At 71.5% G+C, this 20,763-nt stretch carries 15 protein-coding genes; 5 read left to right on the forward strand and 10 right to left on the reverse strand.

From position 1 onward, the window contains the following. Positions 1-371 precede the first annotated feature (371 nt). Together AC5RWQ_RS27265 and AC5RWQ_RS27270 are read left to right on the forward strand one after the other, a co-directional pair. The gene (locus AC5RWQ_RS27265) at positions 372-2,522 is read left to right on the forward strand and encodes an amylo-alpha-1,6-glucosidase (RefSeq protein ID WP_494285493.1); all 2,151 of its coding nucleotides are present in this window, start codon (positions 372-374) and stop codon (positions 2,520-2,522) included. Positions 2,523-2,632: 110 nt separating this feature from the next. Beyond that, positions 2,633-3,142 (forward strand): DUF2231 domain-containing protein, encoded by a 510-nt coding sequence (locus AC5RWQ_RS27270; protein ID WP_494285494.1) that lies wholly within the window; start codon positions 2,633-2,635, stop codon positions 3,140-3,142. 1 nt (position 3,143) lies between these two features. Here the strand turns inward: AC5RWQ_RS27270 and AC5RWQ_RS27275 are convergent, their stop codons facing one another. Next, on the reverse strand, positions 3,144-3,887 hold the full coding sequence (locus AC5RWQ_RS27275) for an N-acetyltransferase (protein ID WP_494285495.1): 744 nt from the start codon (positions 3,885-3,887) through the stop codon (positions 3,144-3,146). 171 nt (positions 3,888-4,058) lie between these two features. On the opposite strand from AC5RWQ_RS27275, the gene AC5RWQ_RS27280 reads away from it, so the two are divergent. After that, complete coding sequence (locus AC5RWQ_RS27280) at positions 4,059-4,364, forward strand: hypothetical protein (protein ID WP_494285496.1); 306 nt, start codon at positions 4,059-4,061, stop codon at positions 4,362-4,364. 15 nt (positions 4,365-4,379) lie between these two features. Here AC5RWQ_RS27280 and AC5RWQ_RS27285 read toward each other — a convergent pair whose 3' ends face one another. The 9 genes from AC5RWQ_RS27285 to AC5RWQ_RS27325 form a co-directional block, all read right to left on the reverse strand. Then, positions 4,380-4,883: a hypothetical protein gene (locus AC5RWQ_RS27285; protein ID WP_494285497.1), complete on the reverse strand. Its 504-nt coding sequence runs from the start codon at positions 4,881-4,883 to the stop codon at positions 4,380-4,382. Between the two features lie 98 nt (positions 4,884-4,981). Beyond that, entirely contained in the window at positions 4,982-5,311 is a 330-nt protein-coding gene (locus AC5RWQ_RS27290) for a DUF4190 domain-containing protein (protein WP_494285498.1), read from the reverse strand. A 143-nt stretch (positions 5,312-5,454) separates the two neighbouring features. Continuing rightward, the gene (locus tag AC5RWQ_RS27295) at positions 5,455-5,871 is read right to left on the reverse strand and encodes a hypothetical protein (protein ID WP_494285499.1); all 417 of its coding nucleotides are present in this window, start codon (positions 5,869-5,871) and stop codon (positions 5,455-5,457) included. Next, positions 5,868-8,303, reverse strand: coding sequence for an AAA family ATPase (locus AC5RWQ_RS27300; RefSeq protein ID WP_494285500.1), 2,436 nt, complete (start codon positions 8,301-8,303; stop codon positions 5,868-5,870). The genes AC5RWQ_RS27295 and AC5RWQ_RS27300 overlap by 4 nt, the downstream gene beginning before the upstream one ends. Positions 8,304-8,435: 132 nt before the next feature. Next, positions 8,436-8,912, reverse strand: coding sequence for a hypothetical protein (locus AC5RWQ_RS27305; protein ID WP_494285501.1), 477 nt, complete (start codon positions 8,910-8,912; stop codon positions 8,436-8,438). Positions 8,913-9,069: 157 nt separating this feature from the next. Further along, positions 9,070-9,882: a ribonuclease HI gene (locus AC5RWQ_RS27310; protein ID WP_494285502.1), complete on the reverse strand. Its 813-nt coding sequence runs from the start codon at positions 9,880-9,882 to the stop codon at positions 9,070-9,072. A 50-nt stretch (positions 9,883-9,932) separates the two neighbouring features. Further along, the gene (locus AC5RWQ_RS27315) at positions 9,933-10,778 is read right to left on the reverse strand and encodes an Rv1352/Rv1906c domain-containing protein (protein WP_494285503.1); all 846 of its coding nucleotides are present in this window, start codon (positions 10,776-10,778) and stop codon (positions 9,933-9,935) included. A gap of 166 nt (positions 10,779-10,944) precedes the next feature. Further along, complete coding sequence (locus tag AC5RWQ_RS27320; RefSeq protein WP_494285504.1) at positions 10,945-11,493, reverse strand: hypothetical protein; 549 nt, start codon at positions 11,491-11,493, stop codon at positions 10,945-10,947. 86 nt (positions 11,494-11,579) lie between these two features. Then, on the reverse strand, positions 11,580-12,104 hold the full coding sequence (locus AC5RWQ_RS27325; protein WP_494285505.1) for a DUF4352 domain-containing protein: 525 nt from the start codon (positions 12,102-12,104) through the stop codon (positions 11,580-11,582). Positions 12,105-12,203: 99 nt separating this feature from the next. Here AC5RWQ_RS27325 and AC5RWQ_RS27330 point away from each other — a divergent pair, with 99 nt between their 5' ends. Next, complete coding sequence (locus AC5RWQ_RS27330; RefSeq protein ID WP_494285506.1) at positions 12,204-14,102, forward strand: N-6 DNA methylase; 1,899 nt, start codon at positions 12,204-12,206, stop codon at positions 14,100-14,102. A gap of 398 nt (positions 14,103-14,500) precedes the next feature. Then, the gene (locus AC5RWQ_RS27335) at positions 14,501-20,752 is read left to right on the forward strand and encodes a protein kinase domain-containing protein (RefSeq protein WP_494285507.1); all 6,252 of its coding nucleotides are present in this window, start codon (positions 14,501-14,503) and stop codon (positions 20,750-20,752) included. Positions 20,753-20,763: the final 11 nt, after the last annotated feature.

Here is a 20,763-nt window from a genome sequence, read left to right on the forward strand (position 1 = left end):
CCTGACCACTGCTCCAGGCGGCGCTCGGGAAGATCGGCTGACGTGGCCCTGCCGGCGGTCCGTGTTCAGGGACGCTCCGGCGAGACGCCTCGCCATCTGGTCATTGAATGGCGTGCATCACACCTCAGTCAACACCCGTACCGCATCTTGCACGCGGCCGTCACCAGGCGAAACGTGGACGTGACCCATCGTGGTGAAACCGCTGCGTGTACGGGCCGCGCGAGCGGGTAAGGACGCCTGTCCGACCCGGCCCACGGCGGGGCCGTCACCGCAGAGCAGGGGGTGCTACCGATGCCACCCGCGCAGGCAGCACCCGGTCACCGCGCCCGGGCCGCCCCCGTCGACGTGCCGTCGCGCCGGCCGCGCGGCCGATGAGCGGGGTCCGGAACCTGCGCGTCCGCCCCGATCTGCTCTACGTGGCGAGCGGGTGGAGCACGCTGGTCACCGACGTACGCGGCCGGATCACCGGCGCCGACCCGCAGGGCTTCTTCGCCCGCAACACCCGAGTGCTCAGCGCGGAGCGGCTCACGATCGACGGCCGCGAGCCGGTCCCGTTCAGCACGGCGAACGTGGGAGCACACGCCCAGCTCTCGTACGCCGAACTCGGCGACGGTGAGGTGCTGCCCGGGCGGGCGGCCTACCTGCTGACGGAACGCTTCGTCGGCGAGGGGCTGCGGACCAGGCTGACCGTGGTGAGCTACGCCCAGCAGTCGCTGACCCTGCGGATGCGGATCCACCTCGCCGCCGACTTCGCCGACACCAGCGAGGCCGAGACGGGTCACCGCCTCCAGCGCGGCGACACCGACGCCACCTGGGACCCCGACGGCCAGGAACTGTTCCTGACCTACCTGCGCGACGACCTCGACCGGGCCGTCACGATCCGGGTACGCGCCGACGCGACGGTGCGGTACGAGGATCAGTCGCTCGCCGTCGACATCGCGGTGCCGCCCGGCGGGAGCAGCCGGGTGGAACTCGTCGTCGAACCCGTCTTCGACGGGCAGCGGCTGGCCGCGCCCCCGCCCACCTTCACCGAACCCGACGACCTCGCCGCCACCGCCCGCGCCCGCCTCACCCGCGAACTCACCCGGCTGAGCAGCACCAACTTCGACGTCACCGCCGCCTGGCGGTGCGCCGTCGACGACCTGGCCGTCCTCCCGCTCGGCGAGCCGGCTGGACCGACGGCGCCGATGGCCGGGCTGCCGATCTACCAGGAGATCTTCGGCCGGGACACGATGACCGCGTCGTGGCAGGCCCTGCTCGCCGGGCCGACGATGCTGGGGGACAGCCTGCGGCTCAACGCCCGCCACCTCGGGCAGCGCGTCGACGACCGGCGCGACGAGGAGCCGGGCAAGCCGCTGCACGAGGCCCGCCTGGGGCCGGTGTCCGTGCTCGGGATCAACCCGTTCACCCACTACCACGGCGACTGGTCCACGGCCCCGGACTTCCTGGTCTTCCTCGGGCAGTACCTCGCCTGGACAGGCGACCTGCACACCGTCCGGGAGCTGCTGCCGACGGCCCGTCGAGCCCTCGGCTGGATCGACCGGTACGGCGACCCGGACCACGACGGCTTCCTCGAGTACCACTGCCGCGCCCGCTCCGGCCTGAAGAACCAGGGGTGGAAGGACTCCGACACCGCCATCGTCGACGAGCACGGACAGGTGGTGGCGAACCCCATCGCCACAAGCGAACTCCAGGCCTACTGGTACGCCGCGCTGCGGCACGCCGCCGTGGTGTTCGCCGCGACCGGCCACCCCGCCTTCGGCGCCACCCTGCTGGCCAGGGCGCGCGCGTTGCGCCGCCGCTTCCACCGCGCCTACTGGATGCCCGATCAGGGCTGCTACGCGATGGCACTCGGACCGGACAAGCGGCAGGTGCGGTCGGTCAACTCCAACGACGGCCACCTGCTCGCCTCCGGCATCGTGCCGACCCGGATCGCGCCCGTGGTGGCCCGCCGGCTGCTCGCGCCCGACATGTTCAGCGGCTGGGGGGTGCGTACCCTCTCGGCGGCCCATCCGGCGTACAACCCGTTCAGCTACCACCGGGGCAGCGTCTGGCCGGTGGAGGCGGGCACCATCGGTCTCGGCCTGGCCCGGTACGGCTGCTGGCCGCAACTGCACCGGCTGGCGGAGGGAATGTTCGCCGCGGCGGCGCTCTTCGAGGACCACCGGCTGCCCGAGGTGCTCAGCGGCCTGCCCCGCGACGCCACCCATCCGCACCCCGGCATCTATCCCGACTCCTGCTCGCCGCAGGCATGGTCGGCCAGCTCGGTGATCGCGCTGATCCAGGCCCTGCTGGCGCTGCGCCCCGCCGCGACGCTGCGGACGATCTTCGTGGACCCGCACCTGCCCGAGTGGCTGCCCGACCTCACCCTGGAGGGCGTACAGGTCGGCCGCGCCACCGTCGACCTCACCGTCCGCCGCCGGCGCGGGGGCCGGACCTCGATCCGCGCGCGGGGCGGCCGGATCGCCGTGGTCCGCCGCCCCACCCTGCAGGCAATGTCCGCCGACCGGCACCGTCACTGAGCCGGCGGTACGCCGCAGATGCCCTCGGTTGGGCCTTGGCGCCGGTTAAAAGGTGTAGCGACGACGTCGAGGGGAATCCGCACCCGCCTGGGGGAGACTGGAGGACTGCAATGGAAAGCCGCGCCAAGGCGATGGGTCACGGGATCCACCCGATGCTGATCGTGTTCCCGCTGGGGCTGCTCGCCACCTCGGTGATCTTCGACATCCTCTACCTGATCACGGATCGGGTGGGTTTTCAGATCTCGGCGGCGTACACGATCGGTGCGGGCGTCATCGGCGGTCTCGTCGCCGCGGTCTTCGGCCTGATCGACTGGCGGTCCATCCCCGCGGGCACCCGCGCGAAGCGGGTCGGCGCCGTGCACGGCGTCGGCAACGTCGTCGTCGTGGCGCTGTTCGCGGTGAGCTGGCTGCTGCGGGCGGCCGCGGACAACTGGGATCCGAACGCCCTCGCCCTGATCTGCAGCTTCGCCGGCATCATCCTCGCCGGGGTGACCAGCTGGCTCGGGGGTGAACTGGTCGAGCGGCTGGGGCTCAGCGTGAGTGACAACGCGAACGTCAACGCGCCGAGTTCCCTGTCGCGCCGGGGGTCCGCCCGTCAGGCGCCGTCGAGGGGCGTCTGACCTACAGCCGGTGGCGGACCCAGACGTTGGGTTCGACGTAGACAGCGTGGTCGTGCGCCACGTCGCAGTGCACCGGCACCAGCGCCCCCGGCACGTGCACCGGCCCGCTGGTGTCGAACGGCAGGCCCGTCCACGAGCGCCACTCCGCGAGCGTCCCGCTGATCATCATCGACCGGGTGGCAACGCGCTCGATCCGCCCGCCTGCCCGCACGTGCACCCGCAACCACGGGTCGACGGGCAGGCCGTCGTCGCGGACCTGCGCCGCGTACTCCGTCATCGGCAGGTCGGGCCGGGTGTGCTTGCCGCTCGGGCGGACCGGGGCGACCAGAGTGTCGTAGCCGAGTTTGGCGACGGCCTGCCGCATGGCGGCGAGCATCAGGGCGGAGAGCCCGGCGCCGCGCCGGTCGGGTCGGATGCAGATCTCGATGGCCGAGACGATGTTCGGGGTGGCGCCGGTGAGGCGGGTGATGGCGGCGCGCTGGATCGCCCGGTCCCAGCCGCCGTCGGGAAGCTCCGGCTCTGTCCAGCGCAGCGGCACGGCGTACGCCCGGGCGACCGCGCGACCCGGCTCGACGGAGTCGACGGCGGCGAACACGAACTCGGGGTAGAGGTCGTGGGCGACGTTGTAGTACACCGCGCCCATCGGGTCCCAGAGCATGAACTGCGGCCACGCCCCGTCGAAGTCCTGGTCGAGCAGCGGTGCGAGGTCCGGCCGGTCCGCCAAGCTCGCGATGTCGATCGTCACGGGCGGAACCCGTAGAGCGCCGCGCCGCGCACCGCACCTCAATTCGCCGCGGTTTGGGGACATCGCCGCCGAGATGCCGAGTTATGATCTTCTCCTGTGTGAGGCCCCTCCGGGGCCTTTCGTCGTTTCCGGGGACCAACGCCGTTTACACGGCCCGTGAGGAGGCTGCCGGTGGGCTACCACGTGATGATCGAGACGGACACCGCCAGCGGTGAGCCGGTGGACGACTACCGGGCGGACGAAGCCGGCGGGCGGCTGGCCCCGCTGTGCCCGAGCTTCAGTGCCTCTACGCACGGTCCGCAGGTGACCGTGACCCTGTACGTCGAGGGTGACGACGTCGGAGACGTGTTGCGGTCCGGGGTCGAGGCGGCGCTGCGGGCTTTCGAGTCGGTGGGGGAGCCGCTGCACTTGCGCTCCGCGGCCCTCTACACGGAAGCGGAGTTCGATCGGGTGTTCCTGAGTGAGGGCGTGTCGTAGCGACCCCGGGCCGCGTCAACGGGCGGATCCGTGGCCGTCCCGCTGGCGGGCCGCGTCGAGCAGCCGGTCGAGGGCTTCCCGCGACCGTCCGGTGGCCGTGGCGAGCAACCCGAGCGGGTCGGCGTTCCCGCGTCCGGTCAGGTCCGCGAAGACGGCGAGCAGATCCGACTCGAAACCGTCGGCCGTCGCGCCCCGGACCCGGGCCAGCTCGGCGAGCCGTCCGTCGATGTACCGCCGTACCATCACCTGGTACGCCCCGGCGCTCGGCAACTCGTTGAACTCGGTGATCATGTCGTCGACCTGCCGTCCGATCCGGTGCAGGACTTCCGACGTAATGCCTCGTTCCCCAACCTCGGGCGCGGCATCGTCGGCGACGCGGACGACGACCTCATCCGGCCCGGTGATGCTGGTCGGACCGGTCTCGGTGTGCCAACGCGCGGTGATGACGCAGCCCGTCTCCCTTCGGGACAGCTCAGCGGACGGAACGAGCACTGTGGGATCGTTGTTCTCCGGGGACATCGCGTACCTATCCTTCCGGCGCCTCGATGGCGCCTCGTTCGCCGGCCACGGTGGCGGCCGGTGTCGGACTCGTTGCTTCGCCCGGCTCAGGACGGAGGTCAGGGAGTCGGGGTCGGGGTTGCCGCGCCGACGACGCTGCCGAAGAACGCCATGACCGTGAAGGCGATCATCGGGCCGACGAAGACGTAGCCCAGGACGAGGCCGGCGACCGCCATGCCGTGCCCCGACCTCGTGCCGTCCCGGGTTTCCCGCAGGGCGAGGTGGCCGAGAATGACGGCCAGGATGCAGGGCAGCCCGAACAAACACCAGCCGCCGAGCACGCCGAGAATCCCGAGCACCAGGGACGCCGTCGCCATGCCCGAGGTCAGCGGCGGCTGCACGGCGACCCGCTGCGCAGCCTGGAGGTAGCCGCCGGGCTGGTAGGGCACAGCCGGGACCGGCGGGTACACGCCGGGAGGTCCGGACACCGGCGGGTGCGGCCCGGGAACGGCGGACACCGGCGGGTACGGCCCCGGGACGCCGGAGACCGGCGGCTGCGGGCGGGTGGGGTCAAGACCGGGCTGCGGGTACGTCATCGTTCGGCTTCCGTTCTTCCGTCAAGCTGGGTGAGCAGGCCACTCACCTCGGTGTGCAGGCGACGCAGCTCGGCGGCGGTCGGCGCCAGCTCGTAGCAGTGGTGGTGGGCGGCGGCCGACAGGGTTGCCCACGCGAACGCGACGCGGCGCGCGACGCTGACGCCGGGACCGAGGCGTCCGCGCAGCATCAGCTGCTTCGCCCGACCCTGCCGGCACTGCGCCACCGCCGGCCTGGTCCGTCGCCAATAGGCGTCGATGCCGCCTTCGAGGGCGAGCCGGATCAGGCAGGCGCAGGCCCGCGGCCACCAGCCGGCGGTCATCGCCGACGCGCCGAGCGGGCCGGCGCCGCGCAGCAGCTGGTCGGCCGCCGCCAGGCAGCGCTGGGGCGTCGGCGGGGTCACCCCGGCGGTCACGACAGGGCCTTCGCGAGGTGGCGGGCGTCCGCGACCAGGCCGGGCAGGTCCGCGAGGTACGCCCCGTGCACGCCCTCCTTGCACGCCTTGTACGCGTCCGCCGCCCGCGACCCGTGCCGGCGGCTCAGATACCCGAGCACGTCACCGCCGCGGTCAGGGTCGTCGAAGAGCGCCAACGCGACCGTGGTGGTCAGCCGCCGGGACGCGTCCACGATGGCCGCCTCGATCTCGTCGTGTGGCACCCCGCGGGCCACCCGCCGCCGCCACACGATCCGGTGGCAGGCCGCCTCGATCGCCGAGCGGCACAGCTCCGCCACCACCGGGCCGCGCACCTCGGCGGCGATCTCCTCGTTGCGCGCCAGCGCGTACGCGTCGTCAAGGTAGCGGGTCGCCGGGTCGGAGCCCGGCCGCAGCGTCACCACCGACCGCTCGGCGCGGGTCACCTCGATGATCCGGGCCTGGCCCAGGTTGAGCCGTTCCACCGCGTCGGGCAGCCGGGTGTCGTGGGTGAAGACCACCACCTGCCGCTGCTCGGCCAGTTCGGCGAGCACCCGCGCCAGCCCGTCGACCTTGGCCGGGTCCATGCTCTGCACCGGGTCGTCGACCACGATGAACCGGAACGGGCTCTCCGGCGCGCAGCCGCGCGGCAGGAACGTCGCCAGCCCGAGGGCGTGCATCTCGCCCTGACTCATCACGCCGAGGGCCGTGCCGTTGTCGGCGCCGTCCACGCTGACCGGGATCACCACCCGCCGCCGGGTGTTCGCGCCCTCCAGGGTCATCGCGCCCAGCTCGACGTTGCTCTCCTGGCGTAGCTGCTCCCAGATCCGCTGCGAGTGCTCCGCGAACGGAGCCACCCGCTGGTTGCGCAGCTCCGCCCCGGTCGCCCTCAGCCAGGCCCGCGCGGCCTTCAGCCGGGCGAGGGCCCGCTCCCGCTCCGGAAGCTTTCGGGCCGCCTCGACCCAGGCCCGCAGCTCGCCGGCCGCCGCCTGCCAGCCGGTGTCGCGCTGGCGGAGCAGACCCTTCGCGTACGCCTGCGCGTCCTGCGCCGCCGCGATCACCGCCGGGTAGCGCGCGATCAGGTGATCGGCGAGCTCCTCCGGCCCGCCCGGCGCGTGCCGCAGCGCCGCCGCGGTGGCGTGCAGCCCGTCGACCGGCACCCCCGCGGCGCCGCCGCCGGGGACGTCCAGGTCGTCGATCAGGTAGTGCGCCCGCTGCAGCAGCGCGGTCAGCCGAGCGGCGGTGGCCTGGGCCGCCAGCGTACGGTCGCGCAGCTCCGCCAGGGACGCCGCCGCGCTGGTGCGCCAGTCGCCGTCGAGGTTGCCCGTCGCGCAGACCGGGCACGGCCCGTCACCCCGGTCGTCGTGGTGCTCGATCGCGAGCCGGAGCAGCTCGGCACTGCGCAGCGACGCCCGCGAGCGCCCGCCGTCGTGCCGGCGCGCATTGGCGGCGGCCGCGCGCAGCTGCCCGGCGAGCCCGGCCACCTCGTCGGCGTCGGGCAGCCGCATCGCCACCAGCCGCCGGCTGAGCAGCACGGCCTCGTCCGTGGTCGGCTCCACCGGCTCGTCGAGGATCGCGGTCAGCGCCGCCAGGTCGGGGCGGATCGCGGCGGACAGCGCCGCCGCCCGGCGCGCCCGGTCGTCCGGTATCTCGGCCAGCGTGGCGGCGAGGGCGGCGCGCTGTGCGCGTACCCCCTTGATGGCGGCGTCGATCGGTCGCGCGGCGGCCATCAGCCGGCGGTCGGCGTCGGTGATCGCCTCCAAGCCGAGGATCGCGGAGATCGCGTCGAAGAGCTGGCTCTGGGTGCCGGCGGTGAGCCGGCCCAGCTCGGCGGCGGTGAGGAACGGCCGGTACAGCTCCAGCGGGCGGGCCAGCCCCAGCTCGGCGAGGTCCTTGTGGCTGCCGCGCCCGCTGGTGACGGTCACCTCGGCCTCGCCCAGCTCCGCCCCGGATGGCCAGGAGCGGACCACCCGGGTGGGCGTGGCGACCCCGTCGACCCGCAGCTCGACGGCGATCCGGCACGGGTCGCCGGCGTGCAGGTTGCGCCACCCGGTACGCCAGACGCTGTTGCGGTCAGCCCAGCGGGCGCTGTCTCCGGTCAGGGTCAGCTCCACGGCCTCGGCGAAGCTGGACTTGCCGGAGCCGTTGCGGCCGACGACCAGGGTGATGCCCGGGCCGGGTCCGATCTCGACGGTCCGCTCCTCGCCGACGCCGCGGAACCCGGCGACGGTGACCGAGGAGAGCCAGATCCGCTCCCGCGGCACGTCCGCCGCCGCACGCTGCGGCTCCAAGGCGATCGGCTCGCCGGCGAGCGCCGCGTCCAGGTCGGCCTCCCCGCTGAGCGCGGCGAGGACCACGTCGGCGGTGTCATCGGGTACGAGGTCGGTGGCGAGCCGGTCGAAGATCAGCTCGATCAGGGGTTCGGTGCGGTTCATCAGGCGACCTCCGACGGGTGCTGATGCGGGCTTGGGGAGGGCGTGCGGTGCCGGCGGTTCCGGCTCGTGCCGGTTGGCCGGCGGTGGTGGTGCGGCGACTCTGTGAAGTTGCTCTTGTCTATGGATCGGCGGTCAGGCCGGCAGCGCAACGTGCCAGTCACGCAGGAACGCCTCGACCAGGCCGTGCGCCCGGGGGCGTACGTCGAACGACTCCTCGACCCGGCGGCGCGCCACGTGCGCCAGGCTGTCGGCCGCCTCGTTCAGGGCGTGGTGGGCGTGTGCCTTGGACTTGCCGGAGCCGTTACGGCCGACGACCAGGGTGATGCCGGGCCCGGGTCCGATCTCGACGGTCCGCTCCTCGCCGACACCGCGGAACCCGGCGACGGTCACCGACGACAGCCAGATCTTCTCCGCCGGCCCGTCGTCGACGGCAGGGGTGTGCGGGTCGAGGCGGGTGGGAGTGCTGGCGAGGGTGGCGGCCAGGTCGTCCTCGGCGGTGAGCGCGGCGAGGACCAGCTCGGCGGTGTCGGTGGATGCGTCGTCGGTGGCCAGCCGGTCGAAGATCAGCTCGACCAGGGGAGTGGCGGTGGGCTGCGGGGGCTGGTTCATGGTCGTCTCCAGGCGCGTGGTGTCCGCGGGCCGACCGGCTGGTCGGCCCGCCCGGGATGAGCGGTGGAAGCTGTCGGTAGTTGCGGCGGTGGTCGCCGGTCGCTGTGGAGCTGATGTCGCAGACGGATCAGGCGGTCGCGCCGCCCGGGTGACGCGGTCAGACGGTGGCGTTCGCGTGCCAGTCGCGCAGGAACGCGTCGACCAGGGCGTACGCGCGAGGGGGGAGGTCGAAGGACTCCTCGCGGCGGCGGCGGGCCATGTGGCACAGGCCGTCGGCGGCCTCGTTGAGCGCGTGCCCGGTGTGCCCCTTGACGTGGGCGAAGGAGAGATCCGGGCGGCGGGCCACCAGCCCGGCGAGCCGGACCAGGGTGGGCTGGGCGGACCAGCGGCGCTGCCGCAGGCTGTAGCCGGCGGGCATCGCCGCGGTGTCACCGGCCTGCCAGCGGTGCAGGTAACGCAGGGCGCCGAGGCTGTCCAGCAGCACGGTCATGCCGGCTGGCGGGTCGTCGGAGGCGGTCAGCAGGTAGTCGACCGCCCGCAGCTCGTCGACCAGCACCCGGGAGGCGCCGGTGGGGTCGAGGCGGCCGGTGCCCCGGCCGAGCAGTCCGTAGTGGCCGTCGCTGACCACGTACCCGATGCCGCCGGCGCGACCCTTCCATCTGGCGTCGGTCGCGGCCACCAGCGGCGCGGACGTCCCCGCCCAGCGGGCCACCCGGCCCCGCCCGCGCTGCGGGTCCGATCCGGCGTGTTCGCCGTGGTCGGCGGCGAGCCGCTCGGCCGTGTGGAGCAGGTCGGCGGCCGAGGTCAGCTCGTCGTAGTGGGCGGCGGTGAGGGCGAGGTTTACGGCGTCGCCGATGCGCTGGCAGTCGTCGCAGCCGGTGCGCCGGGTGTGCGGGCGCAGGGCAACGGCGCGGTCGTGCAGGGGAGCGGGGAGCTGGGACAGGGCGCGAAGGAACTCATCGGGACGCACGACGCCTCCTGACGTCTTTTCGATGGACTGCCGGGTTCGGAGTGGTGGCCTCATCGGACCGGGCGCCACTCACCGCACCGCTTTGAGCTGAAGGCGTAGTCGGAGGATCGGATGGTGACCTGGACGCGACGGGCGGCGTTGGTGAAGTAGTTGTCGATGATCCCGCCGGAGCTGTTCTGCCGCTCCCAGTAGCACCCGTCGACGTCGGTGGTGACGTACGTGCCGGGCTTGATCTCCTTGCCCACCCGGAACGTGCCCTCACCGAAGAGCCGGCCCTGCGCGGTCAGGTCCGCGTCGGCCTGGCCGCGCTTGACCGCCTGCCGCCACTTCGCGGCCTGCGGGTGTTTCGGGCAGAGGACCAGGGCCGCGTTGATCTCCGGGATCTGTGTGGGGCTCGCCGCGAATCCAGCCTCCGCATAGGTGTCGTCCGGGTCCGCTCCGGCACACATCTCGTAGAGCGTGGCGATGTCGTCCTCGGCGTACTTCGAGGTCTTGAATGCGGTCTTCTCCGCCTTGGTGACGGGGTGGATCGCCATCTCGGTGTCGCAGGACACCGGCTTCCTGGCCCAGATCGGGGTGAAGTCGGCGCGACCCTCGGAGCCCGTCGTGGTGATGGTGTAGGTGTCGCGTTCGTTGAAGTCGTCGGTGAGGGAGCAGGTCAGAGTGAAGGGTGCCTGCTGCGGCGTGTTCTTGGCGTCGTCCGGGTAGGTATCGGCGGAGTCGGCGATGCCGTCGCCGTCCTGGTCCGGCTCGGGGGTGGGGCTCGGCGTGGGCGACGGGCTGGGGGAGCTGGACGCGCTCGGGGAAGCGGACGCCGGTACGGCAACGCGTTCGTCGTCGCCGCAGCCGGAGAGCGCCGGCGCCAGCAGGACGGTCGCGAGCAGGACACCGGACACGCGGATCGCCGGCCGTCGGTGGAGGGCACCAATCACGGGGCGGCGGGTGCCGTGCGGGTGGGCGAGGGACATGGGCGTCTCCAGGCAGGGGAGGTTCCCGGACCGTGAGCAGCCGGACCGGAGAGGAACGGGATTCGGAAGCTACGAACTTGATGACGTGAACGAATCAGTCGGAGAGGGTCAGGATCATCTGCAGGCCGCTGTCCGGGTGGTAGCTCCACGACGCGTGGATGTCACCCCAGTCACCGGCCTGCCGCCCGTCGAGGGCCCGGGTGGCGCCGACCTCGGCCTTCACCGAGTCCGGCATGTCGAGCTCCGACCAGTAGCACTCCAGCGTGGAGTAGCTGAGACCAAAGGCCTCCTTGCCGTCGCCGTGCAGCGTGAGGGTCTTCCCTTCATCGCCCAGTTCTGCGCCTCCGGAGGTGGCGGTCCCACACTTCTCCTTCGCCGTCACGAACGGCTGTTTCGCTTCGGCGGAGGCGGGGGACGGCTCATCGCCGCGAGTAGCTGCGAAGACACCGAGACCGACCAGGAGAAGGGCGACAGCGCCGGCCGCGCCGATCAAGGGGAGACGCCGCCGTCCATTCTCGGACCCTTCGGCATTTAGCTCCTGCGGCCCGCTCTGAGCGGTCTGCTCGCCTACCGGAACAGCCGACAGGTTCGTGGTGGGATGCGCTGCCTGGTCCTGTGGCGTCGGGGTGTTCTGGTCGGTCATGGCGGCGCTCCTTCTGTGAAAAGGTGGGGGTGCGAACAGCTGGGGCGGACGGGTCGGCGTCCGCCCGGGGAACCGAGGGGGAGAGGTCAGCCGAGCGCGACGTCAACGCCGCCGGAGAACGCCGAGTCGTGGAGCTCGAGCTTGGTGAGCTTCACGTTCTTGGGGATGTCGAAGACGAACACGCCGGTCACCTGGTTGCCGGGGTTGATGTCCTCGAAGAAGGTGCTCCCGTCCTTGTTGGCGTAGAGGCCGGCCTCGGTGTCGGTCGAGTACTCGGTGCCATTGGCGGCGTAGGCCTTCTGGCTGCTGCCGTCGAGGGTCTGCGCCTCCTTGCCGATGTTCTTGACGTTGACCGTGATCAGGCAGAACTGGCCCTGGGCCTTGTCGCCGATCATCGAAGTGCCGACCTTCGCGACCCCGCACTTGGCGGACTTGACGGTGAACTCGAACTTGCCGTCGCGGGCCGCCTGGCCGACCTTGGCGGTCTTCGCCGGGGTGTCGCCGTCGGTGCCGCTGTCGCCGGAGCTCTTGCTGGTGTCGGTGGCGCCGGAGCCGCAGCCCAGCGCGACGAGGCCGGTGGCGATCAGGGCGAGGGTGTTGGTCTTGCGCATCGTGTTCCTCCAGTGATTGCTGTGGCGACGTCAATGAGAGCATCGTCTGTGAAGGCTGTCAACACACATGATGCTTGACGGGTGTGACACACTGCGGAGGTGCAGGAGACACCGACCATCACGGCTGCGGAGATCGCCCGGCTCGCCGGGGTCGGTCGCGCCGCAGTCAGCAACTGGCGCAAACGGCACGCCGACTTCCCCGCCCCGGTGGGCGGCACCCCGGCAAGCCCCGAGTTCGACCTGATCCAGGTCGAGCAGTGGCTCCGCGGTCAGGGCAAGCTCCCCGAGGTCTCCGCCGCCGACCGGCTCTGGCGACGCCTCGCCGCCGCCAGCGACTCACCGGCCGCCGGCCTCGCCGGCGTCGCCGCCCTGCTGCTGGCCCGACAACGCGGCGAACGCCCCGACCCTCGGCAGGCCGACCCGCACCTCGCGCCGCTGCTGCCCGACGTCGACGCCCTGGTCGACGAGCTGGGCCCACAGCGCGCGTTCGACGGGCTGTGGCAACGGTTCTCCGCCCCCGGCCCGGGCCGCCCCTTCGCCACCCCCGATGACCTGGCCGACCTCATGGTCGGGCTCGCCGGCGTCGCCGGTGGCGCCGTCCTCGACCCCGCCGCCGGCTCCGGCGCCATCCTCCGGGCCGCCGTCCGCGGCGGCTGCACCTCCGCGTACGGGCAGGAGCTCGACCCGGACCTCGCCCGGCTCGCCGGGCTGTGGCTGGCCCTGCGGGACGTGCCGGGGGAGGTGCACGTCGGTGACTCGCTGCGCGCCGACGCGTTCGCCGGTCGCACCGTCGACGCCGTCGTCTGCCACCCGCCGTTCGGTGTCACCAACTGGGGCGACGAGGAGCTCGGACACGATCCGCGCTGGATCGTCGGCACCACCCCGCGTACCGAGCCGGAGCTGGCCTGGGTGCAGCACGCCCTCGCCCACCTGCGGGTCGGCGGGCACGCTGTACTGCTGATGCCGCCCACGGTGGCCAGCCGGCGCGCCGGCAAGCGGATCCGCGGCGAGCTGCTGCGCAAGGGCCACCTGCGTGCCGTCATCGCGCTGCCGTCGGGGGTGGCCGCGCCGCACGGCGTACCCCTGCACCTGTGGGTGTTGCGGCGGGCCGCGACCGACGCGACCGCACCGACGCGGGCGCTGCTCGTCGACGCCGCGGAGGGTGACCTCGGCGCGCTGTCCGCGCGGGTGCTCGCCGCGTGGCGGGCCTTCACCGCCGCGCCCGACGACGAGCTGGAGGAGGTCGGGTTCGCGCGCGCGGTACCGGTGATCGACCTGCTCGACGAGGAGGTCGACCTCACCCCCGCCCGCCGGCAACCCGCCGTCGGGGGCGAGGCGACCGGAGAGCATCTGGTACGCACCAGAGAGCGGCTGGCCGCCGTCGTCGGCGACCTGTCGGCGCTGATGCCGCAGGTCACGCCCGCACCCGACGGGGTGGAAGGCCTCTACCTCACCGTCGGTGAGCTGGCGCGGGCCGGCGCGTTGCAGTTGATCGGGCCGGTCCGGGCCGGCACGTCGGAGCCGTCGCCGGACGGGCCGCCCGTGCTCAGCGTGCAGGACGTCCTCGCCGGCGCGGAGGCGTCCGGTCGGATCGACGACCGGTTCGGGCAGGAGATCCCGCTCGCCGTGGGGGATGTGGTGGTGCCGATGATCGCTCGGCAGCTCACCGCCCGGGTGGTCACCGCCGAGGGGACACTGCTCGGGCGGAACCTCTACCTGCTGCGGCCCAACCCCGCGGCCCTCGACGCGTGGTTCCTGGCCGGGCAGTTGCGGACATCGGCGAACGAGAAGCAGGCGTCGAGCCTGTCGGGGACGCTGCGGTTCGACATCCGGCGGGCGCAGGTGCGGCGGCTGGCGTTGGACGAGCAGCGGGCACACGGGGCGGCGTTCCGGCGGCTGGACGCCTTCGAGTCGACTATCCGACAGGCCTCAGAGCTTGGGGAGACGTTGGTGAAGCTCATGGCGGATGGTCTCGCCCGTGGGCTACTTCAGCCCTGATCGCCTTCGACGCGCAAAGCCGCTTCTGTCCGATTCCGACGAGCCGCCATCATCGAGTTGATCGCCGGAATGGCTGCTCAGACGACATCAGCGCCTCGGAGGTGGCCGTTCATGATCGACCGATAGCGGCATAGACCCAGCGAGATGTGGCCCAAGTGGACGCCTAAGCATCGTTGTCAAGGCCTGCGACGATCGGATGATCATTTCCGCCGACTGGAGGATTCTCCGCTGCCCACGGCCAGCGATACTCCACGGACGGCATCGCGAACAAACCTTCGCAATCCAAGTACCGGAGCGAGTCCTGTGGGCAGGACCGAGGTGGCTGAGTGGGCAGCCGACGTCCCGGTTTGTGATGGATAGCGCGTTCGCCGTGGACAACGAGCTGGGGGGCGTTGAGGGTGACGGGGACAAACGAGTGGGTGGCGGGCCGGTTCCGCCTGCAGAGTGCGATCGGCAAGGGCAACATGGGCGAGGTCCATCGCGCCGAGGACATGGCCGCGGCGGAGGGCTCCACCGACCGCATGGTTGCGCTGAAACTGATCCTCCGGAGCCGCTCCGGGGCCCTCATCGACACGTCCGCGGACAACAAGGCCAGGCAACGGTTCGAGCGCGAGGTGCGCATCATGCGCAAGCTCCGCCATCCCCACCTGCCGCGCATCATCGCCGGCGCCGCGGGTGCCGACGAACTGCCGTACATCGCGATGGAACTCCTCAACGGCGAAACCCTGCGGGATCTGGTGTCCGAGCATCCGCAACTGCCCATCTCGTGGGTTGCCGCGGTAGGGGCCCAGATCGCGGACGGATTGTCGGCGGCGCACGGTGCCGGCGTCGTGCATCGGGATCTCAAGCCGTCCAACGTGATGCTGCTGCGTACCGGAGCGGTAAAGGTCCTCGACTTCGGCATGGGCCGGATCCTCGAGGACGGCGACGCCGGCAAGCTGACGAGCACGGGCGTCACTGTCGGGACCGCCCGCTACATGGCGCCGGAGCAGTTCCTCGCCGCGGCAGTCACCCAGGCGGCCGACCTGTACGCGCTGGGCTGCGTGTTGTTCGAACTCCTGACCGGTGTGCCGCCCTTCCTCAGCGAGTCCGCTCACGAGCTGTACCAGAAGCACCTCGAGGAGCCGGTGCCCTCGCTCCGGCTGATGCGCTCCGACGTGCCGACCGACATGGCGAGGCTGATCGACCGCCTGCTCGCCAAGGACCCCGCGGACCGTCCGGAGGACGCGGTGACCGTCCGCGAGGCGCTGCTGCCCGTCGCCAAGGGCACCGCCACGGTCCCGGGCTGGAACAGCTTCGACCCGGTGCGGTACCTGGCGAGCCTGCGCGAAGAACCCGGCGCCGCAATGCCGCCGACCCAGACCCAGGAGGATGCGTCCGCTGACACGAGCGGCGCCGGCATGGACGTCTTCGGGGTGCACGAGCGGCTGCTCAAGGACTACCGCGCGTTCACCGAGGGCGGCACGATCATCCGGGATGACCGGATCGCGGCCTTCGTCGAGGACGACCTGGACGCCAAGTCGCAGTGGCCCGATCCGTGGGTGTCGCTCAACCCGTTCTTTGCCTCGGGCGGTTCGGTGCTCGAACTGGTCAGCCAGGGCGTGCTGCACGAGGAATGCGCCCGGATCTTCCAGGCCAGGAAGACCGAGGGTGGCAGGGTCTGCGACGGTCGTTCGCTGACCCTGCACCAGCATCAGCGTGAGGCTATCGCCAAGGCGCAGTCCGGCGCGTCCTACGTCCTCACGACCGGCACCGGCTCCGGCAAGTCGCTGTCGTACATCGTGCCGATCGTCGACCAGGTGCTCAAGGCACGCCAGCAGGAGGGGCCGAAGGCGACGAAGCGGGTACGCGCGATGATCGTCTACCCGATGAACGCGCTGGCCAACAGTCAGCTCAAGGAACTCGACAAGTATCTCCAGGACGGCTACGGGCCCGGCCGTGAGCCGGTCACCTACGCGCGGTACACGGGCCAGGAGAGCGACGAGCGGCGTAAGGAGATCCGGGACAGTCCACCGGACATCCTGCTGACCAACTACGTGATGCTCGAGCTGATGCTCACCCGCCCGGACGACCGACGGTCGCTGATCAAGATGGCCAGCGGGCTGGAGTTCCTCGTCTTCGACGAGCTGCACACGTACCGGGGCCGGCAGGGTGCGGACGTGGCCCTGCTCATCCGCCGAGTGCGTGAGGCCTGTCGGGCGGCAAGCCTCCAGTGCATCGGCACCTCCGCCACCATCTCTAGCGAAGGCACCGCCGACGACCAGCGTGCCGTCGTCGCGCGGGTCGCCACCACCCTTTTCGGCACCGAGGTCACGCCCGCGAACATCATCGGGGAGACCCTGGTCCGCGCCACCGCTGACGCTCCGGAAGCGGTGCCGGCCGAGCGGCTGCGGGCGCCCGGTGCCCCCCGCGCGTACGGCGACCTGGTCAACGACCCGCTGGCCCGCTGGATCGAGACCCGTTTCGGTCTCGCGGTGGACGAGGCCGGGCGCCTCGTCCGGCAGAAGCCCGCCAAGATCGAGGAGGCCGCAGTCGAACTGGCCGAGGCCAGCGGCCTGACGGCCGCCGACTGCGCGAAGGCGATCCGCCGCACGCTCAAGGCTGGCTCCGAGGCGCGGCACCCGGTCACCGAGCGGCCCCTGTTCGCCTTCAGGCTGCACCAGTTCCTCTCCAAGGGCGACACGGTCTACGTGACCCTCGAAAACGAACTCACCCGTCATCTCACCCGCGACTACCAGCTCGTCCTGCCCGGCTCGGACGGCAAGATCCTGCTGCCGCTGGCCTTCTGTCGCGAGTGCGGGCAGGAGTACCTGACGGTGTGGCGGACCACCACCCGGGACCCCAGCGTCGTCTACGAGCCCCGCCGGGACACGTTTGCCACGGGCGGCCGGGCCACCGACGGCTACCTCTACATCGACTCGGACCGACCCTGGCCGAAGACCAGGGAAGAGGCGATCGAGGCTCGTCGTATCCCGGAGTCCTGGTTGGAACCCGACGACAACGGGCAGGAAACCGTCCGCAACTCCTTCCGGGACCGGCTGCCGACCGCCATCACGGTGGACCCCTACGGCTACGAGGGTCGGGGTGATCTACAGGCTGCCTTCATCCCGTCGCCCTTCCTCTTCTGCGCCCACTGCGGCGTGAGCTACGAGCAGACCCGGGGCAAGGACTTCGCCAAGCTCGCCACCCTCGACCAGGAAGGCCGGTCGTCGGCGACTTCGCTGGTCTCCGCCTCCATCGTCCGCTCCCTGATGAGCGCGCCGGCCGAGGCGTTGGACAAGAAGGCCCGGAAGCTGCTGACGTTCGTCGACAACCGGCAGGACGCCTCGCTGCAGGCCGGCCACTTCAACGACTTCGTGCAGATCACCCAGCTGCGCGGCGCTCTCTACAAGGCCGCGGTGGACGCCGGTGACGAGGGCATCAGCCACGAGGAGCTCGCCGCTCACGTAACGGCCGCCCTGGGCCTTCGGGAGGCTGACTACGCACGCGGTGAGGATCTACCCCCCTCGCTGGCAAAGAACGCGGCGAAGACGCTCCGGGACGTTGTCGCCTTCCGCCTCTATCTCGACCTCGAACGGGGCTGGCGCATCACGATGCCCAACCTCGAGCAGACCGGCCTGCTGGAAATCGACTACCAGGACCTCGACTGGCTCGCCAACAACCAGGAGCGTTGGTCGAAGACCCACGAGACGCTGCGCAACGCGGAGCCCGGCCAGCGTGCCGAGATCATGCGCGCGCTGCTCAACGAGATGCGTCGGTCCCTCGCCATCGATGTGCAATATTTCCGGGATGACTTCGACTCGCTCCAGCGGGCGAGCGAGGAGCGGCTGACCGACCCATGGGTGCTGTCGCTGAGCGACAGTCCCAAGGTCGGCACCGCTTACCCACAGTCGTCGGGCCGGGGCATGGACCGGTCGGGGCTGTTCCTCTCCGGCAGGGGCAAGTTCGGCAAGTATCTGCGCAGGGTGCACTTCGGCAAGGACCTCACCTTCGATGACGCGCAGACGGCGATCGCCGACCTGCTGGAGGTGCTGGCGAACGCCAGTGTGGTCACGAGGATCGACGCCGCGCCGCAGCGCGCGGGACGCTTCCGTCGCCCGGCCGGACCCAGCATCACCGGCTACCGGGTATCGGCCGCCTCGATCATCTGGCGGGCCGGGTCGGGGGAGACGGGTGCCCACGACCCTCTGACCCGTACCTACGCCAGCGGCGACGGCCCCCAGGTCAACACCTTCTTCCGTAACCTGTACCAGGAGGCCGCCGGAACCCTCGCCGGCCTGACAGCACGCGAGCACACCGCCCAGGTCGACCCGGCGGAGCGGGAGAGGCGTGAGGACGCCTTCCGTAGGGCGGAGCTCAAGCTGCTCTACTGCTCGCCCACCATGGAGCTGGGCGTCGACATCTCCGAACTCAACGCCGTCATGATGCGGAACGTGCCGCCCACCCCGGCCAACTACGCCCAGCGCAGTGGCCGGGCCGGCCGGTCCGGGCAGCCGGCGCTGGTGACCACGTACTGCGCGACCGGTAACAGCCACGACCAGTACTACTTCCGCCGGTCGGCCCGGATGGTCGCCGGCGCGGTTGCGCCACCACGTCTGGACCTCGCCAACGAGGACCTGGTCCGGTCCCACGTTCAGGCGATCTGGCTGGCAGAGGCGGGACTGAAGCTCGGCCGCGCCATCCCCGAAACCGTGGACATCTCCTACGCCGAGGACTCTCGGCGGCCGGACCCGGCGCTGGGTCTGCACGACCACATCATCGCGGCGTTGACCGACACGCGGTCCCAGGAACGGGCCGCCCTCGCAGCGCGCCAGGTCTTCGCCGGGCTGCTCGGCGACTTCACCAGCTCCAGCTGGTGGGACGACCAGTGGATCGAGGACACCGTCCGCACCACGCCTGAGCGGTTCAACCAGGCGTTCGACCGATGGCGTGACCTGTTCAAGGCCGCCCTGGTCGACCAGGCCGAGCAGAACCGTCGGGTCCTCGACCACACCCTGTCGGAGCGGGACCGGCGGATCGCCGTGGGCCGCCGCAAGGAGGCCGAGACCCAGCTCAACCTGCTCAAGAACGAGAGCGTCGACAGTAAGTCGGTGCTGTCGGACTTCAACCCGTACCGCTACCTGGCCAGCGAGGGTTTCCTACCCGGCTACTCGTTCCCGCGGCTGCCGTTGGCCGCCTACGTCCCCACCACCGGGCGCAGGTTCGGTGATGGTGACTACCTCCAACGTCCCCGTTTCCTCGCCATCCGCGAGTTCGGCCCCGGCGCGCTGATCTATCACGAGGGGGCGCGCTACCAGGTCACTCGCATCCAGCTCCCGCCGGACGCGGCCGGCGACGTGGTCACCGGTGCGGCGCGCCGGTGCGCGCAGTGCGGATACCACCACGACGTCAAGGAGAGGGCCGACCGCTGCCAGATGTGCGATGAGCCGCTGGGCGAGGAGACAACTGGCCTGCTGCACCTGCACACCGTGTACACCAAGCGTCGGGAACGGATCTCCTCCGACGAGGAGGAGCGCCGCCGGGCCGGGTTCCGGCTGGTGACCTCGTACCGGTTCCACGACCACGGCGCACGCCCCGGCCGGCGGGACGCGATCGTCTCCGACTCGACCGGGAGACTGGCGACCCTGTCCTACGGTGATTCGGCCACGGTCCGCATCACCAATGTGGGCCGGGTGCGGTCCAAGCAGGACGAGCCGGACGGCTTCTGGCTCGACCCCGCCGACGGTCGGTGGATGAACGAACGCGACGCCGGCGAGGCGGCCGGCGATTCCAGCGAGATGCCGCTCATCGACGCCGACGGCAACGACAAGCGCCGCAAGAAGCGGGTCATCCCCTACGTGGAGGACCGGCGCAACATCCTGGTCCTCAAGCTCGACGAGCCATTGGACCAGGACGTGGCGCTCTCGCTGATGTACGCGCTGGAGCGCGGCATCGAGGCCGCGTTCGAGCTGGAGGACTCGGAACTGACCACCGAGTTGCTGCCGCCGAACGACGGGCCGCGCGAGCGAATGCTGTTCACCGAGGCGGCCGAGGGTGGCGCCGGGGTGTTGCGCCTGATGCAGGCCGACCCCGACGCCCTGGCCCGAGCAGCCGCCGAGGCCCTGGCGATCTGTCACTTCGCCGCCGACGGCACCGATCTGAAGGGACCGCATCCCGACCGCCCCTGCGCGCTGGGCTGCTACGAGTGCCTGCTCACCTACGGCAACCAGCTCAACCACCGGTCCATCGACCGGCACAGCGTGCGGGACCTGCTGCTGCGCTTCGCCGCTGGCAGGGCGGCGCCGACCGGTCAGGGTGAGTCGCGGACCGAGCAGCTCGAGCGGTTGACCGCCCAGTCGGACACCGCGCTGGAGGCCAAGCTCATCACCTGGCTCAAGCAGCGCGGTCTGCGGCTGCCCGACGAGGCGCAGACCCTCGTCACCGAGGCGCTTGCCCAACCCGACTACGTCTATCGGCTGCCCGGCGCCACCGTCGCGGTCTTCGTCGACGGGCCCGTCCACGAACACGACGAGGTCGCCCAGCGCGACCGCGACGCCGAGGAACGGCTCCGCGACGCCGGCTGGGACGTGATCCGGTTCCCACACGACGCCGACTGGGCCGCCATTGCGGCGGACAACAAGTTCTGCTTCGGCACCAGCGCAACCGGCTGACCCTCAGGCCA

This window comes from Micromonospora sp. BS32 (assembly GCF_059089345.1).

Coding starts and splice junctions, on each gene's coding strand:
- AC5RWQ_RS27265 (WP_494285493.1), top strand. CDS start 372: ATGAGCGGGGTCCGGAACCTGCGCGTCCGCCCCGATCTGCTCTACGTG.
- AC5RWQ_RS27270 (WP_494285494.1), top strand. CDS start 2,633: ATGGAAAGCCGCGCCAAGGCGATGGGTCACGGGATCCACCCGATGCTG.
- AC5RWQ_RS27285 (WP_494285497.1), bottom strand. CDS start 4,883: ATGTCCCCGGAGAACAACGATCCCACAGTGCTCGTTCCGTCCGCTGAG.
- AC5RWQ_RS27300 (WP_494285500.1), bottom strand. CDS start 8,303: ATGAACCGCACCGAACCCCTGATCGAGCTGATCTTCGACCGGCTCGCC.
- AC5RWQ_RS27305 (WP_494285501.1), bottom strand. CDS start 8,912: ATGAACCAGCCCCCGCAGCCCACCGCCACTCCCCTGGTCGAGCTGATC.
- AC5RWQ_RS27320 (WP_494285504.1), bottom strand. CDS start 11,493: ATGACCGACCAGAACACCCCGACGCCACAGGACCAGGCAGCGCATCCC.
- AC5RWQ_RS27325 (WP_494285505.1), bottom strand. CDS start 12,104: ATGCGCAAGACCAACACCCTCGCCCTGATCGCCACCGGCCTCGTCGCG.